8 protein-coding genes and 1 pseudogene are annotated in these 17,863 nt (G+C 48.8%); 5 read left to right on the top strand and 4 right to left on the bottom strand.

Annotated features, from left to right (window positions below):
- From RMO27_RS23800 to RMO27_RS08665, 3 genes and pseudogenes are all read left to right on the top strand, one after another.
- Window positions 1-81, top strand: a pseudogene (locus tag RMO27_RS23800) (bacterioferritin); the annotation flags it as partial.
- 34 nt (window positions 82-115) lie between these two features.
- Window positions 116-1,621, top strand: a complete 1,506-nt coding sequence (locus RMO27_RS08670; protein WP_309731391.1) for an iron uptake porin — start codon at window positions 116-118, stop codon at window positions 1,619-1,621.
- A gap of 349 nt (window positions 1,622-1,970) precedes the next feature.
- On the top strand, window positions 1,971-2,489 hold the full coding sequence (locus RMO27_RS08665; protein WP_309731389.1) for a hypothetical protein: 519 nt from the start codon (window positions 1,971-1,973) through the stop codon (window positions 2,487-2,489).
- 97 nt (window positions 2,490-2,586) lie between these two features.
- Here RMO27_RS08665 and RMO27_RS08660 read toward each other — a convergent pair whose 3' ends face one another.
- The 4 genes from RMO27_RS08660 to RMO27_RS08645 all read right to left on the bottom strand — a co-directional run bounded on the left by RMO27_RS08660 (window position 2,587) and on the right by RMO27_RS08645 (window position 7,427).
- On the bottom strand, window positions 2,587-2,862 hold the full coding sequence (locus tag RMO27_RS08660; protein WP_309731387.1) for a MoaD/ThiS family protein: 276 nt from the start codon (window positions 2,860-2,862) through the stop codon (window positions 2,587-2,589).
- A 109-nt stretch (window positions 2,863-2,971) separates the two neighbouring features.
- On the bottom strand, window positions 2,972-4,270 hold the full coding sequence (gene thrC, locus RMO27_RS08655) for a threonine synthase (RefSeq protein ID WP_309731384.1): 1,299 nt from the start codon (window positions 4,268-4,270) through the stop codon (window positions 2,972-2,974).
- Window positions 4,271-4,438: 168 nt separating this feature from the next.
- A complete protein-coding gene (locus RMO27_RS08650; RefSeq protein WP_309731382.1) occupies window positions 4,439-5,812 on the bottom strand; it encodes a hypothetical protein in 1,374 nt (457 codons plus the stop codon).
- Window positions 5,813-5,969: 157 nt separating this feature from the next.
- A complete protein-coding gene (locus RMO27_RS08645; RefSeq protein ID WP_309731380.1) occupies window positions 5,970-7,427 on the bottom strand; it encodes a sugar transferase in 1,458 nt (485 codons plus the stop codon).
- Between the two features lie 883 nt (window positions 7,428-8,310).
- Between RMO27_RS08645 and RMO27_RS08640 the strand changes: the two genes are divergently transcribed.
- Window positions 8,311-16,179, top strand: a complete 7,869-nt coding sequence (locus RMO27_RS08640) for a polyketide synthase (RefSeq protein WP_309731377.1) — start codon at window positions 8,311-8,313, stop codon at window positions 16,177-16,179.
- A 50-nt stretch (window positions 16,180-16,229) separates the two neighbouring features.
- On the top strand, window positions 16,230-17,863 hold a 1,634-nt coding region (locus tag RMO27_RS08635), incomplete at its 3' end, for a condensation domain-containing protein (RefSeq protein WP_309731375.1).

Here is a 17,863-nt window from a genome sequence, read left to right as displayed (position 1 = left end):
GAAGAATTCGCTCGCACGATGATCGGTACCGAAGAATTGCATAACATCGAAATTAAAAAGATGTTGCGTGATTTTAGCTAAATTCAACTACTTATTTACTCCAAAAATATTTCCTATGAACGATCGACTAAACTGGTTCACGATTACTGTGAGTGGGCTAATTGCCACATTATTATTTGCGAGTGATATTCGAGCTGTAGCATCAATTCCTACTACAGCCAATAGGTCAGAATTTAGTGCCCCTGAGCTAATTGCAATTGCAGCCAGAAAAAAGAACAAGAAACGGATCGTGCGCAAAAAAGTCAGAATCCGTACTCAAGTCAAACCAGCGACCACTTCTACCGCACCCACCACATCACCCACTGATGTGACCCAAACACCTCCCACAACCACACCAGTAACACCCCCACCCGCGCCAGCAGAGCCGAGCGTCACCCGCGAAGAAGTCGAAGCGTTGCGCAGATCGAATCAAGAATTGCGAGAGGAACTCATCAGAGTTGATGGGAAGGCAGCGGAAACAACCAAAAAAGTCGAACAGCTCGACAAGCAACAGTTTTCATTAAACACCAAACTGCAAGGACAAGTAATTTTTGGAGCCACAGGCACTTTTGGCGGCGACTACAGTCGCAACACCGCCTTTGGACACCGGACTCGGCTCGAACTCAAAACCGAGATTGGTAGCGGCACCCTGACCACACGTCTGCAAGCAGTCGGTTTAGGTTTGTCTACTCAAAATCCAACTGGTACTGCGGCTGCGACCAATGAAGGCAGCTTATCCTGGACAGATGGAACTACCAATAGTAGCGTTGGCATTGATGCGCTCAAATATGAATTCCCGCTTACACCACAAACACAGGTGGTAGTTGCTGCTAATGCTGGTGCCGCCGATGATTTTGCTGATACTATCAATCCTTACTTTGATGGCGACGGTGCGAGTGGGTCAATTTCGGCTTTCGGCAATCGTCCATCGATTTATTACACCGTCCAAGGTCAAGGTGTGGGTATTCGGCACAAGCTCAACGATACTACCGAACTAAGCTTGGGCTATTTAGCTAGGGCTGGTAACGATCCGGCCACCGGCAGTGGCTTGCTAGGTGGTGACTATGGTGCCTTGGCTCAAATTAGTTTTAAGACGGGCGAAAATTCTAAAGTTGGTCTCACTTATACGCGGACTTTTAATTCCGATCCTGGTACGGGTAGCAGCAATGCTAATTTAGGTGGGATTAGTAGTAACTATGGAGTGCAAGGTTCCTTTCAATTGAGTCCTCAGTTCGCCCTCGGCGGTTGGGTGGGCTATACCCAAAATCAAGCTAGTAGCGGCGATCGTCAAATCTGGAATTGGGCGATTACAGCAGCGGCACCAGACTTGGGCGGTAAAGGCAATTTAGCTGGGTTCCTCGTCGGACAAGAACCGCGAGTAACCGCTTCCGGCATCGATTCGTTGACGGGTATTAATACTACTGATACCAGAGCTGGACTGCATATCGAAGGATTTTATCAATTCAAGGTTAGTGACAGTATCAGTATCACACCAGGAATTATCTATCTAACAGCACCCAATCAAGATGCTAATAGTAGTAATGCGGTCATTGGTGCAGTGCGTACTACTTTTACATTCTAAACTTCTCCGATCTTCAGATACCCCCAATCACTGTCGGATCGCTGTGTCCTTGGGGGTAAATCAACGATCGTGAAATCATGAGTTTTCCCGATCGGGATTGATCTTCGGAGCTTATTAAAATAAATTATCATTTAGATGTCGAGGATGATGATGCGATCGATTATACAACCTAGTTAAGATCGTTACTGGTATTCTATGTGTAAATGGCTGTCAATCTAGACTCCATTCATCATCGATTGTCTAACGCTGACAAATCGAAAAACTGTTTATACAGTGAGATCTTTATCGCGAACAAGGGAAAACTAAAAGTAGTCCATAATCTTTCTCATTATTGCTTTTCTGACTACTTATGTTAACAGCCATCTCTATTTCGGCGGTCGCGGCGGCTGCTACCATATTCTATAGTCGGAGGTCGTTATGTTACTTGCGCCACTTTCAAGATAATGACTATAGTCCAAAACTTTTTACCAAATGGGTAGTGGAAAATGGCATCTACGATCGCAAAGGTAGTCTGATTGCGACGATCGCTGCTCTCATCCTCGAAATCGCCAAAGAAGGTAGAGTACTTTCCTTGATAGTTTGTGTCGTTGGAGCCGCAACGATGATCTGGCAAGCTTTGCGGGAAGTCGATCCGCGTAAGGCGGGACATCCCATTCTTCAGCCGACACCGATGGCCCGAGCGGTTTATCATGTAGGACTGAATTTATACTTGTTCTTGTTTTTATGTTGTTCGCTAATCGTCTATAAAATTAGTGCTGATGACGATCTGGCTGCTTATTGGCTGATCGTGATCGTGGCGATCCAATCTTCCCCACTTTTCCTGTTACTTGCTAATGCCATTGTCTCGCGATCGCGTCGCCAGCTTTGAAATTCGATCGACATCAAAAAAAAGCTGCTACCCGATGATAGGTAGCAGCAATATTTTTAAACAAGTTGAAATCTCGATCGGTTGCTAGTAGAATCGTCTAACCACCAGCGACAGCCGGAACGATACTGACTTGGTCGCCATCTTTTAATGGTGTACCAGGGCCATTGAGGAAACGGATATCTTCATCATTGACATAGAGATTCAGAAACCGACGCAATTGACCGCTTTCGTCGCACAATCTAGCTTTGACACCAGGACAAGCCGTTTCCAGGGCATCTAGTAGCTCGGTAATACTATTACCTTCGCATTCGATCGTCGCGCGATCGCTAGTAAATTTTTGCAGGGCAGTGGGGATGAGAACTTTGACAGTCATTGAATCAGTTGGGAGTTGGGAGTTGGAAGTTGGGGGTCGGGAATGGAAAACACTTATATTCGTGAACTCTATCTACTTCCCCTACAGACTAAAGCCTAAAGCCTAAAGCCTAAACTAAGACTTGTTGCCAGTCGAGACGATCGAGTGTTTGGGAGCGTTCGAGGGCGCGCTCGAAGCTGTCTAATTTGGCTTCGATCGTGAACGGCTCGCTGACGTAACCTTGGATGGATTCTTGGGTTTTGAGGCCGTTACCAGTAATGTAAACTACAGTGGTTTCATCGGGGTTGATTTTGCCAGCTTCGACAAGTTTTTTGAGGACGGCGATGGTGGTACCGCCAGCGGTTTCGGTGAAGATCCCTTCTGTTTCGGCCAACAGTTTCATGCCTTCGATGATTTCAGCATCGGTAACAGATTCGATGTTGCCGTTAGTTTTGCGGGCGAGTTCGAGGGCGTATAAACCATCGGCAGGATTGCCAATCGCGATCGATTTGGCGATCGTATTGGGTTTGACTGGGGTGACAAAATCGCGACCTTCAGCGTATGCCTGAGCGATTGGCGAACAGCCTTCCGCTTGGGCACCACTAAAGCGGACGGGTTTATCTTCGACTAGACCGACTTTGACGAATTCTTGGAAACCTTTGTGAATCTTGGTAAATAGCGACCCAGAAGCTAGCGGTGCGACGATGTGGTCTGGCAATTGCCAACCCAGTTGTTCGGCGACTTCATAACCAAGGGTTTTGGAACCTTCTGAGTAGTAAGGACGGAGATTAATGTTTACAAACCCCCAACCATAAGTGTTGGCAACTTCACAACAGAGGCGATTGACTTGATCGTAGTTGCCTTGGACGGCCATTACAGTGGGGCCATAGATCACTGTACCCAGCACTTTGCCAGCTTCAAGGTCGGCGGGGATAAAGACACAACATTCTAAACCCGCATGAGCGGCAATTGCGGCGGTAGAGTTGGCCAAGTTACCAGTACTGGCGCATGAAATTGTGGAGAAGCCAAATTCTTTGGCTTTGGAAAGTGCGACCGACACCACCCGATCCTTGAAACTCAAGGTGGGCATATTTACAGCGTCATTTTTGATGTAGAGATTTTTTAAGCCAAGGCGACGCGCTAACCGATTGGCTTTAAGCAATGGCGTCATGCCAGTACCGACATCGACGATATGCTCGTCGGGAACGGGAAGGAAATCTTTGTACCGCCAAATTGAGTGGGAGCCAGCTTTGATGCTCTCGCGAGTCACTTTGGTACGGAGATAGTCGTAATCATATTGGACTTCCAATGGCCCAAAGCAGAGTTCGCAAATGTGGGTGGCTTTGAGTTCGTACTCTGTGCCGCATTCTTTGCAGGCTAATCCTGTGGCGGCAGTGGTTCTGTTGCTGTTTAGGGTTGCTTGGGTCATGGTGGGATGTCGCTGTAATTTAGAGATCCGTCAACTTGTTGAAATCAACAATATCATGCCTCTTTTGAGTCGTCAAACATACCCGACTAATTTAGTCGGGTATAGATCGAAGTAATCGCGCTGGATGCTGCAAGAATCTTAGGCCAGCGAGAGTGCAGAGCCGATCGCTTAGGACTTGAGATGTCGATCGAAGATGACTTCGGGAAAGGGACTGCCAGATCGCAGGCGATCGGTTTTAGCAACTGTATCTGAGAATAATGGTGACTGTTGACCTTTTAATTCCCGAGCGAAAAAAGCTACCGTGTAGGCATTGATAATTTTCATCGCTCGATCGGGCGCGATGCTGCCACCACCATTCCGAATTCTTGACTTGAGCGGACGATCAGCAAAATTCATGTGGGCAGATCCCAACAGCTTGAGATTCTCGCCACCCCAATCTCGAAACCAGCGATCTCGTTGCTGATAGCCCCACTCGTCAGTTTGTCTCGATCGACGCAATGAGCCATCGGTCGAGGTGAGTTCGGCGGTGGTGGGGCGAGAATAGTCAGATTGCATGAAGAAAAATGGCTGCGATGCGCCATGTTGAGCCGCAGAGCCAAATAGCAATCCGTCCATATTCAGACCAGCCTTGAGCCGCCGATCGATCGAGCAAGCTTGGGCAGCGGCAGCACCACCAAATGAGTGCCCAAAAATGCCAATCCGATTCAGGTCGAATGCACCATCAAACAAGTGGTGCTGGTTAATCTGGGGCAATCGATCTAGTACAAACTGAATATCTTGAGTTCTCAAGATTAGTTGTTCTTCGCCGACTCGCAGCAATGTTGCTAAAGCGGCATCGGAAGAGGTGTAATCCGATGATAAATTGCTATGAATGATCCGACCGCTCGGATATACCGCCAGCGGTACCGAACAAGGATGTTCCAGTCCGATGACAACAAAGCCATGACTGGCAAGCTCTTCAGCCTGAAAAGTATTGTCCGTACGATAGCCACTCCAGGACGGCGTGTAGAGCAAGATCGGATAGGGAGATGTTGGTGACGCAATGGCCACATCTCGCACGGCATGGGTTTTAACTAGACCGAGATGACTAAATACGCCCTTGGGGATCGATTGACGATCGGGCAAATAGGGAGCTTTTTCACCATAGTTGGAGATGGCTGGATACCAGACTTGCACGACCAGTTCGCGCGGGGATTTGGTTGTAGGATCGCACCGTTCTAGCCGCGATCGATCGACTAAATCGATCGATGTTGTCCCGACGGGATACCGACCAGTCGGGACTGGCAATCCAAATACAGGGAATAGATAAGAACAAACTATCGTCACTAAGCAACCAACGATCGCCACAGTAGCAGCAATAACAGATCGCGGTAATGGTAATTTTGACCTGAAGTTTGCTAGCAACAATAGCAACGCGATCGCAATAGAAATAATTGCTGGTAGTAGTTGCCACCGATAGTTATCTGTATAAAATTTTGTCCCAACGGCGATCGGTATAACTACAGCGAAGATAGTTAAAGCCACATAGCTAGCTCTGTTCATCTATATCAGTACCTTGAGGATATCGGTCGCTACTCCATCAAATTTGATGCCCAAGTGGAGCTTGGCGATCGATTACAAAAAAGTAGGGTTCTCTAACCTAAATGGGGTGGCAATACCGATCGATAATTATTTAGTTTCCAAGCTGACAGCGACGATGCTAGTAAGAGCCTTCCTTCGATATCACCACCTTGATTGTTTGTAGTAAGATTTTTAAATCTAGTGCTAGCGACCATTGCAAAATATACACCATGTCCCAATAAAATATTTCATCAGAATCTACGCTGGAACGCCCTTTAACTTGCCACAATCCAGTAATTCCAGGTAAGACTTCATAGCGCAGAAAGCGTTCGCGAGAAAACTGTTCCATGTTTTCCAAGGATCGCTCATAGTCTCTGACCGGTAGAGGTCGGGGGCCAACCAGACTCATTTGACCTTGTAAAACATTCATCAATTGTGGTAGTTCATCGATACTGTATTTCCGCAGGAATTTACCAATTTTGGTAATCCGAGGATCTTCTTTGATTTTAAACAGCACGCCGCCTTTGACTTCATTTTGAGCTTCTAGCTCCTTTTGGAGTTCGCTAGCATTTTCGACCATCGTGCGAAATTTCCAAACTTGGAAACGATTACCTTTGAGTCCGACCCGATACTGTCGATAAAAGATCGGCCCTGAAGATGTTTTTTTGACCGCGATCGCAGTGGCGATCAGAATCGGTGAAAGTAGGATCGAAATTACCGTGGCAGCGATGAGATCGAATAGCCGTTTCATCAAAAAATTAATGCCAAAAATTGGCAGTGATTTAAAGCGACTAGTCGGGATTTCTTCAATCATTTTAGTCTCGGCAGATCGCTGTGGAAGCTGAGTCTCAGCGGGAATCATCCGTAGATGAATTCCGGCTGCTTTCAAACTCCAAAACAAGATAATTTGATTGTCGATCGAGTCCTGAGTACAAACAAAAACTTCACTCACTTGACGGGAGCAAATATATTGAATGACTTGTTCTAGTTGGGTGTGTAGATCCCAAATCGATAAATCGATGATGCTATCGACTTTAAATTGCTTGGAACGCTCGATCAATTTTTTGACATTGTGGATGTCTTGTTGAGTACCCAAGAGCAGGACTGGATGCTGAAAAACCGGGTTGTGCTTGCGAAGCTGGATCGTCAGCAGATCGAGTGCAAATCTCGCACCACCAATGAAGAGAAAATTGAGCAGCCATGCCATGACAAACACCGATCTCGATATCCACAAACCGGGCTGATAGAAAAAAGCGGCAATCAAGACTACGGTCTGTGCTACCGTGAGCGACTTAAATAACTTGGAAAACCGATTTAGCTTGTCATCGGTACCATAAAAACCAGCAGTAGCTAGCGTACCAATGCTAACTGCCAGAATGGGAATCATCGAGTTGGCCACATGTGCACCGGCCACTGGGGTGCCCACCATGTCGGAGATCGTCCAGGAGGCATACAGCATTGCCATGTCCAATCCGACTAGGACGATCGATTGAATCCCAATCAGGGAATGTTGCCACCTGACGGAGAGGTTTGTTGCTCTGATATCTTCTGTCTGCCACGGATTGCCCAGCGTGTCAGTTTTTTTAAGATCGGTCATGCGATCGCCCCAAAAGTTAGTTGTGTGAGATTAAATAAAATTAGCAGTGATCTAGATCACTATTTATTTGTGATATTTATTAAGTAGTTTCTTGTGATGAGTGTTTCTGGTTATCTTCGCTAAAAAGCATGGATAATGTCAACAATCATTTGAATTTATTTTAACTATAATGCTCACAGTAGTATATTACCTCATTCCGATCGATGCAAGCCCGATCGATTTGCCTCATCCCGTCACCTACTAACAAGTTCAGTCATCTGGCTGTTGAAAATTACCAGATAGTGAAGAAAAATTGAGGAGAGATATTGAAGATTGTGAGCGTACTATCTACTGCTACATCGACCGCTCTATAAAATATATACTAGTTAGATAGATATTAATTTTGATGAGTTACAAGTGATCGTGCAATCTAGAATTGAGTACTGAATTAAATTTGAAGTTGAGTAGTTGAATTGCCAAAACGATCGTTCGTGAATATCGAGATTAGCGATGTCGATGCCCCAATCGCAGTCCTGCCGCTGTGCCGATCCCCCACGATTCCCAAAAATACTGGTGAATCGACTAGGCTGCCAGCACTCGGATCGCAGCGTCACCAAGATGGTGGGGGAGATTGAAGTCAGTGGTAACGTAATTTCATGACGCTCCCCCAATGGCGAGTGCCAGCAAGCCAACAAACAGATTCGCATCCATGTATCCGAAATGACAAAGTTAAGCTGAATTACTGTTTTTCATCAATGCTCTAATAGATCTACAGATTTACTCGATGTGAAAGCGCGATCGCCAAATACTTGCGAACATTGACGTCCGATGTAGATCGATTGTAGATCGATGCCTCAAACTAGCGAGCCAAAATTGCCAAATTGCCACAGGGATTAGTAAAGTTATGCAGCAATCTTTAACCACTGAAAGTAGTGTCTCGATCGTCATCCCGGCATACAATAGCAGTGAATTTTTGCCCGCAGCGATCGAGAGTGTCTTGGCGCAAACTTATCCAGCAAGTGCGATCGAGATTGTGATCGTCGATGATGGTTCGACTGACGACACCAAAGCTGTGTGCGATCGCTATCCGACTGTCACATATATTTACCAAGCTAACCAAGGTGTCTCAGTCGCTCGCAATCATGGAGCGCAGGCGAGTAAGGGTGAATATCTCCTGTTTCTAGATAGCGACGATCGACTATTGCCAGCAGCGGTAGAAATTGGCGTCGCAGCGATCCAAGATCGTCTGGAAGTGGGTTTTGTGTTCGGGCGTTATCTGTATCAGTTGCTGCGGGCTGACGGATCTTATACAACTGAGGATACATTTGATCGGCAACCAGCAAGAGCTGATTATGCAACGATTTTGGCAGACAAACATCGGCTGCAATGTGCTTGCATCCTGTTGCGCCGGATGGCATTTGAGTCTGTTGGTGGTTTCGACCCGAATTTAGCGGCAATGGAAGATCTAAATTTATGTTTACGCATCGCCTGCGATTTCCCGATCTACTTTCACGATCGAGTGGTTTCTGAATATCGAGTGGGCACGGGTAATGTCTCTAGTAACTCGGCAAAAATGCTCGTTGGCGCGATCGAGTCACATCGATTGCAACTGAGCTATGTCGAACAAAGTGGTCGCCAGGATTATGTAGCTGCTTACCAAGCTGGCGAGGGGGTTTGGATCGCACTTTTTGGCGATCGACTCTTGTATGAAGCAATTAGCTTGACGCAGGCTAGTGCGAACGACTCGGCGGAGAGTCTCAAAGCAGAAGCACTAGCAAAGCTCAGACTGATTCTGAGCTACGACCCCCAATTGAAGTGGATCGATCGCGAGGCTTATGAAGCTGCGACGGAAGCTTTATATGGGCAATTAGCACCCCAATCTTCGCTAGCTGACTGGAGAAACCAATTAACCTCGCCACAGACAGAACAGCTAGCTTGGTTGATGACCGATCGCCAAATTCAAGCGTATCCCCAAACTCAATGTCTCCATCAGTTATTTGAAGCGCAAGTCGATCGTACACCAGCGGCGATCGCCGTAGTATTTAGAGAGCAACAACTCACCTATCGCGAGTTAAACGATCGAGCCAATCGATTGGCACACCAATTAATCGCTCTCAAAGTCGAGCCAGAAGCATTGGTGGGATTGAGTGTCGAGCGATCGCTCGACATGGTGGTGGGGATCTTGGGTATCCTCAAAGCTGGTGGTGCTTATGTCCCGCTCGATCCGACTTATCCCGTCGATCGATTGGCATATATGCTAGCGGATGCCCGAGTGCCCGTATTGGTGACGATGGCGCATTTAGCCGGATCTTTTGGGAACTATGCCGGATCGCTAGTATGTTTGGATGCAGCAATAGCAGCGGAGTATAGTCACGAGAATCCAGTTGTCGCAGTTATTCCAGCCAATCTCATCTACATTATCTATACATCCGGTTCGACGGGCAAACCCAAAGGGGTGATGGTGACTCATGCCAATGTCGGTAGATTATTTGCGGCGACTCAAGCTTGGTATCAATTTGACGATCGCGATGTCTGGACGATGTTCCATTCTTATGCGTTTGACTTCTCAGTCTGGGAGCTATGGGGCGCACTGATCTACGGTGGTAGATTGGTGATCGTGCCGTTTGAGGTGAGTCGATCGCCCCAAGAATTTTATGAGTTATTAGCGCGCGAGCGCGTGACAATCCTCAATCAGACGCCTTCAGCTTTTCGGCAACTGCAACGCGTCGCTACTGAAGCCCAAGCTAATCTGGAGCTGAGTTTGCGATCGGTGATCTTCGGCGGTGAAGCGTTGGATCTGCCGAGTCTCAAGCCGTGGTTTGCTCAGTATGGGGACAAAGTACCCCAACTGGTGAATATGTATGGGATTACCGAAACCACCGTCCATGTAACTTATCGACCGATCGCGGCGAGCGATCTAGAGCGCGGGAGTGTCATCGGCTGCCCGATTCCCGATCTGGAATTAGCGATTCTAGATGCAGATCGACAACCAGTCGCGATCGGCGTAGCCGGAGAAATGTACGTTGGCGGGGCGGGGGTGACACGAGGGTACTTAAACCGTCCCGAACTGACTGCGGAGCGGTTTATTGCCAATTCGCTGGCGTCGCCAACATCGGCAACTTTATATCGCACCGGAGATTTGGCACGGTACTTGCCCAATGGTGATATTGAGTATCTGGGCAGAATCGATAATCAGGTGAAGATTCGGGGCTTTCGGATCGAGCTGGGTGAAATTGAAGCCGCGATCGCCCAACAGCCGCAGGTACAGGAAACCGTAGTCATCGTTCGTGAAGATGAACCTGGCGATGTCCGGCTAGTTGCCTATTTAGTACCAACAACAGCTACTCAGCTCGACATTGCTGCCTTGAGAACCAGTCTCAAACAGCAATTACCCGATTACATGGTACCATCGGCTTTCGTCAGCTTGGATGTCATCCCCCTGACCCCAAATGGCAAAACCGATCGTCAGGCATTACCCGCACCAATGCAAATTAATCTCGGATCTGGCCGAGATTTTGTCGCGGCGAGATCGACTACCGAAGCAATCTTGACCGAAATTTGGCAATCAATGCTCAGGCTCGATCGCGTTGGCGTGGAGGATAATTTCTTCGATCTCGGTGGGAACTCCCTCCTGGGACTCAAAGCGATCGCCCAAATCCAGTCCAGATTTCAGTTCAAAGTATCCGTAGTCCGGCTGTATCAGTATCCAACGATTCGATCGATGGCGGACTATCTGGCGACTGTCGGCACCGCGTCACCGATGGTAGCCGCTGCCAGCAAACCGACTCAAGCTACTCCAGTTGCCAATAATAGTGTCGCTGTGATTGGAATGGTGGGCAGATTTCCAGGTGCCGATAGTATTGAAGAATTGTGGGCGAACCTCAAGGCTGGGACTGAGTCGATAACCTGGTTTGATGAAGCTGACATCGATCGATGTGTCGATCGCGCCACGATCGCCGATCCCAATTATGTCCGCGCCAAAGGCGTGCTGAATGGAGCTGAATTATTCGATGCCAGCTTTTTTGGCATCGGTGCGAGGGAAGCTGAAATGATGGACCCGCAAGCACGGATCTTCATGGAACTAGCCGCCGCAGCACTGGAAACTGTCGGTTATACCGCCGTCGAGGACAATAAAATCGGCGTGTATGCTGGTGCGGCTGATAATACCTATTTTGAAAAGCATCTAAGTTGCCAATCCGCAGTGCTCGATCGCTTTGGCGAATTCCAAACCCATCTGGTCAACGATCGCGATTATTTGACGACCCGAGCTTCGTATAAATTAAACCTGCAAGGCCCCAGTATCAATGTGAGTACGGCCTGTTCGACTTCTTTGGTGGCAATTATTCAAGCTTATCAAGGATTGTTAAACGGTCAGTGCGATTTGGCCTTGGCTGGTGGGGTGGCGATTAGTACGCCCCAAAATCAAGGCTATCTCCACCAAGAAGGGAGTATTTTTACGCCTGACGGTCATTGTCGTCCGTTTGATGCCCAGGCTCAGGGGACATCATTTAATAATGGCGCGGGGATTGTCGTCCTCAAACGGCTGGATGAGGCGATCGCTGATGGCGATCGCATTTATACCGTCATCAAAGGTGTCGGTATGAATAACGATGGTGCCGATAAGGTCAGTTTTACTGCGCCCAGCGTCAAGGGGCAGATGAAAGCCATCCTCCAAGCTCAACAAAGTGCGGGTGTCGATCCAGAGTCTATTTCCTACGTCGAAGCCCATGGTACGGCGACGGCTTTAGGCGATCCGATCGAAGTCGAAGCTCTCACCCAAGCATTTCGGGCTAACACTCAAGCCCAGCAATTTTGTGGCATCGGTTCGATTAAGAGTAATTTCGGACACTTAACTGCGGCAGCAGGGGTGGCAGGATTTATTAAAACAGTCTTGGCACTCTACCATCGCCAAATCCCACCGAGTATTAATTTCGACAGACCAAATCCCCACATCGATTTTGCTAAGAGTCCCTTTTATGTCAACGACAAGTTAGTTGACTGGCCGAGTGGGGCTACGCCGCGTCGGGCGGGGGTGAGTTCCTTTGGCGGTGGCGGTACCAATGCCCACGTCATCCTCGAAGAACCATCCCAAATCGATCGATCCAGTCCGTCGCGTCCATCCCAATTATTGTTACTATCCGCTAAAACCGAAACTGCATTAGAGCGAGTCACTAGCGATCTCCAGCAACATTTACACCAACATCCCGATCTCAACTTAGCTGATGTCGCTTTTACCCTTCAGCAAGGACGGCGCGGTTTTAATTATCGACGCGCGATCGTCTGTCAAGACACGGCTGAAGCGATCGAGCACCTGGCAACGTTACCGCACCTCTCGACGGCCACTCGTCAAGTTCGCACTAAAAATCCAGGGGTAGTATTTGTTTTCCCCGGACAGGGTTCGCAGTATCTAAATATGGGTCGGGAATTATACCAATCCGAACCAGTATTCCAGCAGGCAATCGATACTTGTGCGGAGATCTTAGTGCCGCTACTAGAGCGAGATCTCCGCGAAATCATCTATCCAGCCCCAGCAGATTTCGCCGCTCATACCGAGCTGTTGACCCAAACTCGCTACGCCCAACCCGCATTATTTGCGATCGAGTACGCTCTCACCCGACTGTGGCAGAGCTGGGGCATCAAGCCAGCAGCCGCGATCGGCCATAGTATCGGTGAATTTGTCGCCGCTTGTTTGGCTGGTGTCTTCTCTCTTGCTGATGCCTTGAGTCTGGTGGCGATGCGCGGCAAATTAATGTGGAATTTACCTGCCGGATCGATGCTATCAGTCCGCTTGCCAGCGGCCGAGATCGCGCCCAGATTGACGGATGAAATCTCGATCGCGGCGATCAATGCCCCCGCTGCTTGTGTCGTCTCTGGCTCCACAGATGCGATCTCAGATTTGCAACGGGAACTAGAGGCAGCGGAAGTAGTTTGTAAGCTGCTACACACCTCTCATGCTTTCCATTCACCGATGATGGAGTCAATTGTCGATCCGTTTGCCAAGCTGGTGACTCAAATCCACCTGTCACCACCCCAAATCCCGTTTGTCTCCTCAGTCACTGGTGACTGGATTACCGCCGAACTAGCGACCGATCCGCAGTATTGGGCAAATCATCTCCGCCAGCCCGTGCGATTTGCCGATGGCATCCACACGATCTGGCAGCAAGATGAAAATTATGTGTTATTGGAGGTTGGGCCGCGCCAATCACTGACGATTTTGGCACGACAGCAGATAATCGATCGAGATCGCCAAATCGCGATCGCCTCCTTGGCCAATAGCACGTCACCCGAAGCCGAATGGCCAGCTTTACTCCAAGCGATCGGCAAACTGTGGTTAGCTGGTATCGATCTCGATCGATCGCAATTCTATGCACGAGAAACTAGACATCGCGTGCCACTGCCAACCTATCCCTTCGAGCGACAGAAATTTTGGATCGATCCCCCGCCTGCCCCAAATTTCGCCCCAGCAGTTACTCAGCCCATCCAAACCACCATCACTCTCCATCAACCACCGATCGTGCCATTAGTACCACCAACATCCCCTACATCCGAACCGCGCGAAATCCGACTACTGCCGGCGATCGCCGAAGTCTTCAAAGATACCGCTGGAGTGGAGATCGGCACGAGCGAACGGGAGGCCACATTCTTGGAGCTAGGTCTGGATTCTTTGTCACTGACTCAAGTAGCCCTGAGCCTAAAGAAGAAATTCCAAGTCAAAGTTACCTTCAGACAATTACTGGAAGACTGCTCGAATCTCACCACCCTTTCCCGATCGATCGATCTCCAATTGCCGCCAGCAGCCTTTCCCGCACCTGTCGTAGCCGATCCGACTCCAGTCGCGGATCTGTCAGTTCCGAGCGCACCTAGCCCCATCTTGCCGATGCCTGCGCCCCCCAGTGTCCCAATCTCGATCCAGCCATTACCACCGCCGATCTCCATGTCTGGCGAGCATCAAACCGCAATCGCCTCGCTCGTGCAACAGCAACTCCAGCTCATGGCAAGGCAATTGGAATTACTGAGCGGAAATGCTGTCGCCCCAATGCCACAACTGCCACAAATTCCGGCACCAATCGCGCCTGCTGTGCCAGCGATCGCTCTCGCCCCAGATCCGGTAAGATCTGCCAGTAATGGACATGGCAACGGTAATGGTCATAGTAACAACGGTCATCAGGCCAGCCCTAACGATCAAGCTCAGTCCGCGACACCCACTCAGCCCGATCGATCCGCAATCGCGATCGCCGGGCCATCGCCAGGAGCAAAAATCAGCAAGACGATCGACAATAGCTTAACCACCCAGCAACAACAGGATTTAGCGGACATCATCGATCGCTATGTGGCTAAAACTAGGGAATCCAAACGCCAAGCCCAGGAACACCGGCGGTATCTTGCCGATCCGCGCACTGTGTCTGGCTTTACACCCTTACTCAAAGAAATGGTCTATCCGATCGTCACCGATCGCGCGCAGGGGTCGCGGCTGTGGGATGAGGATGGTAATGAATATATCGACCTGACCAATGGCTTCGGGCTAAATTTCTTCGGTTGGTCGCCAGATTTCGTCACTGATGCCCTCAAAGCCCAACTGGACAAAGGGATGGCGATCGGCCCCCAAACGCCACTAGCCGGGAAAGTCGCCAAAAAGATCGCCCAGTTGACGGGGATGGAGCGGGTTGCTTTTTGTAATACCGGATCGGAAGCAGTAATGGCCGCATTGCGGATCGCCCGCACGGTGACAGGCAAAGATCTGGTGGCAATTTTCGCTGGCTCCTATCATGGTACTTTCGATGAAGTCTTATTCCGCGCCGGTCCCAATCTCAAAACTTTCCCTTCTGCACCTGGGGTGATGGCTTCAGCACTAGCAAATATCCTCGTGCTCGATTATGACAGTCCCAAATCGCTGGAAATCATCGCCGAATATGCCGACAGGTTGGCGGCTGTCATCGTCGAACCCGTCCAAAGTCGGCACCCCCAATTACAACCACAAGCATTTCTCCACGAGTTGCGCGCACTGACCGAACGATCGGAAATTGCCTTGATTATCGACGAAGTAATTACTGGCTTTCGGGTCGCCCCAGGCGGTGCACAGGAACACTTTAGGGTCAAAGCCGACATTGCCACCTATGGCAAAGTCGTCGGCGGTGGGATGCCAATCGGCATTCTCACCGGCTCGGCTAAATATCTGGATGCCTTAGATGGTGGCTTCTGGCAGTTTGGAGATCGATCGATTCCCGAAGTTGGGGTGACGTTTTTTGCGGGTACCTTCGTCCGCCATCCTTTAGCCTTGGCAGCCGTCGATGCCATTTTGGACAAACTCCAAGCTGGTGGCTCCCAACTTCAACAATCCCTAGCCACCAAAACTCAACAAGTGGTCGATCGCTTGGTCGCGCATTTTGAACTAGTTGGCGCGCAGATTAAAATCGAACATTTTAGTTCTTTGTTCTATTTGATGTTTGCACCAACCGAAAATTATGGTGGCTTGCTGTTTTATTTGCTGCGCGAACGGGGGATTCATATTTGGGAAAATCGTCCTTGTTTCTTGACGCTCGCCCATAGCGATGCAGATATCGAAACTATCATTTGGGCATTCCAAGTCTGTATTGCCGAACTGCAAACGAGTGGTTTCTTGGCTAGTTCGGCCAATGCAATGGCGATTAATCACAATTTACCACCGCAACCAGGTGCCAAGCTCGGTAAAGATCGAGCTGGAAATCCAGCTTGGTTTGTTACCGATCCCCAGCGGGATGGCAAATATCTGCAAATTGGTGCATCGGTAAACTAGGATTTAAACTTGAGTTTTGGTATTTATATTTCATTAAATATTGCTCCGTTATGATGGATTGTGTCTCCGATCGCCTAACTATACCTGCTGATGTAATTGTTGACGAGGTTTTAGAAATACCATTGACTCCAACCAGTCTCAAATTATCGATGAATTCAGCCGATCGATCTAATCGAGCTAATTTACAGACGATTGACTTCGATCCCTTTGTGGATGGCGAACTCTTGTTGGCTGCGCCAGCGACCGCATCCCAACAAGAGATTTGGCTGGGCGTCCAAATCAGCCATGAAGCCAATTTAGCCTGTATTTTAGCTCAGTCATTACAGATAGTCGGTCTGCTGAATGTAGCAGTATTGCAAGCAGCAATTAGGCAACTAATTAGTCGTCACGAATCATTGCGAACGACGTTTAGTGGCGATGGAATGACAATTTTGATTGCCAAAGAAGTTACCTTTGAGTTGTCAATTAGCGACTTATCAGCTTTAGGTACCAGCGATCGCGCCGCAGAGATTGATCGTGATCAACACCAATCTGTTAGCGAACCTTTCGATCTCCAACACGGCCCATTGTTTCGCGCGCGCCTGCTGAGACTGGCCGATCGCGAACACTTGCTAATTTTTGCCGTTCATCACATTGTTTGCGACGGGTGGTCTTTGGGCGTGATCGTCTCAGATTTAGCAAAAATTTATACCGCTCTCAATCGGGGCTTATTACCAGAGCTGGGGCAGCCAGCGTATTTTAGCGAGTATGCTTTTTGGCAGCAATCGCAGGTTGGTGCGCCAGAAACGATCGCGACCGCAGCCTATTGGCTGCAAAGATTTGCGGAGTTACCACCGGGGTTAGATCTGCCTACCGATTACCCACGTCCGCCGCTGCGAACTTTTAATGCCGATCGGGCGTACCATACATTACCCGCAAATTTAGTCAAACGCATCGAGAAGTTGGGAATCGAAAATGGGTGTAGTTTGATGACGACCCTCCTGAGTGCATTTGAAATCTTGCTGTTCAAACTGACCGGTCAAACCGATGTGACCGTCGGCGTGCCGACCTCCGGCCAAATTGCTGCGGGTCAATACAATTTGGTCGGACATTGTGTGAATTTTTTACCATTACGGAGTAGGATCGATCCGACGATCGCCTTCAGTGCCTATTTACGATCGCGCAATAGTGAGATTCTCGATGATTACGAGCATCAAAATTTTACCTTCGGCAGTTTATTGCAAAAACTGGCCATCCCGCGCGATGCTAGCCGGATTCCCTTAGTATCTACTGTATTTAATCTCGATCTAGATGGGGGCGGATCGAAATCTACGTTTGATGAATTAACTACCAAACTCACGGTCAATCCAGGCGCATTTGCGACCTTTGAATTCTTTCTCAATGGTGCCACTACTGCCAGCGGCAATCTCGATCTCGATTGTCAATACAATTCAAATTTATTTAGGGCGATCTCGATCCAACGGCGGTTGGGCGAGTTTGAAAATTTACTCACGCAGATTGTCGCCACACCCGATCGACCGCTGCACCAATTATCCTTATTGAGTGCGGCGCAAGCGCAGCAATTATTAGTCGATTGGAATGCGACCCAAACCGACTATCCGCAATCTCAGTGTGTCGATCGGTTATTCGAGCAACAGGTGGCACTGGCTGGCGATGCAGTCGCGTTGGTATTCGAGTCGCAACA

The sequence above is a fragment of the Chamaesiphon sp. OTE_75_metabat_556 genome, from assembly GCF_031378165.1.
Taxonomy (GTDB): domain Bacteria; phylum Cyanobacteriota; class Cyanobacteriia; order Cyanobacteriales; family Chamaesiphonaceae; genus Chamaesiphon.
Note: the sequence above shows the minus strand (reverse complement) of the source record. Positions and strands in the feature narration are given on the sequence as shown.

Excerpts from the sequence above, each read along its gene's own strand:
- thrC (WP_309731384.1), bottom strand. The coding sequence starts at position 4,270 with ATGACCCAAGCAACCCTAAACAGCAACAGAACCACTGCCGCCACAGGA.
- RMO27_RS08665 (WP_309731389.1), top strand. The coding sequence starts at position 1,971 with ATGTTAACAGCCATCTCTATTTCGGCGGTCGCGGCGGCTGCTACCATA.
- RMO27_RS08645 (WP_309731380.1), bottom strand. The coding sequence starts at position 7,427 with ATGACCGATCTTAAAAAAACTGACACGCTGGGCAATCCGTGGCAGACA.
- RMO27_RS08640 (WP_309731377.1), top strand. The coding sequence starts at position 8,311 with ATGCAGCAATCTTTAACCACTGAAAGTAGTGTCTCGATCGTCATCCCG.
- RMO27_RS08670 (WP_309731391.1), top strand. The coding sequence starts at position 116 with ATGAACGATCGACTAAACTGGTTCACGATTACTGTGAGTGGGCTAATT.
- RMO27_RS08660 (WP_309731387.1), bottom strand. The coding sequence starts at position 2,862 with ATGACTGTCAAAGTTCTCATCCCCACTGCCCTGCAAAAATTTACTAGC.
- RMO27_RS08650 (WP_309731382.1), bottom strand. The coding sequence starts at position 5,812 with ATGAACAGAGCTAGCTATGTGGCTTTAACTATCTTCGCTGTAGTTATA.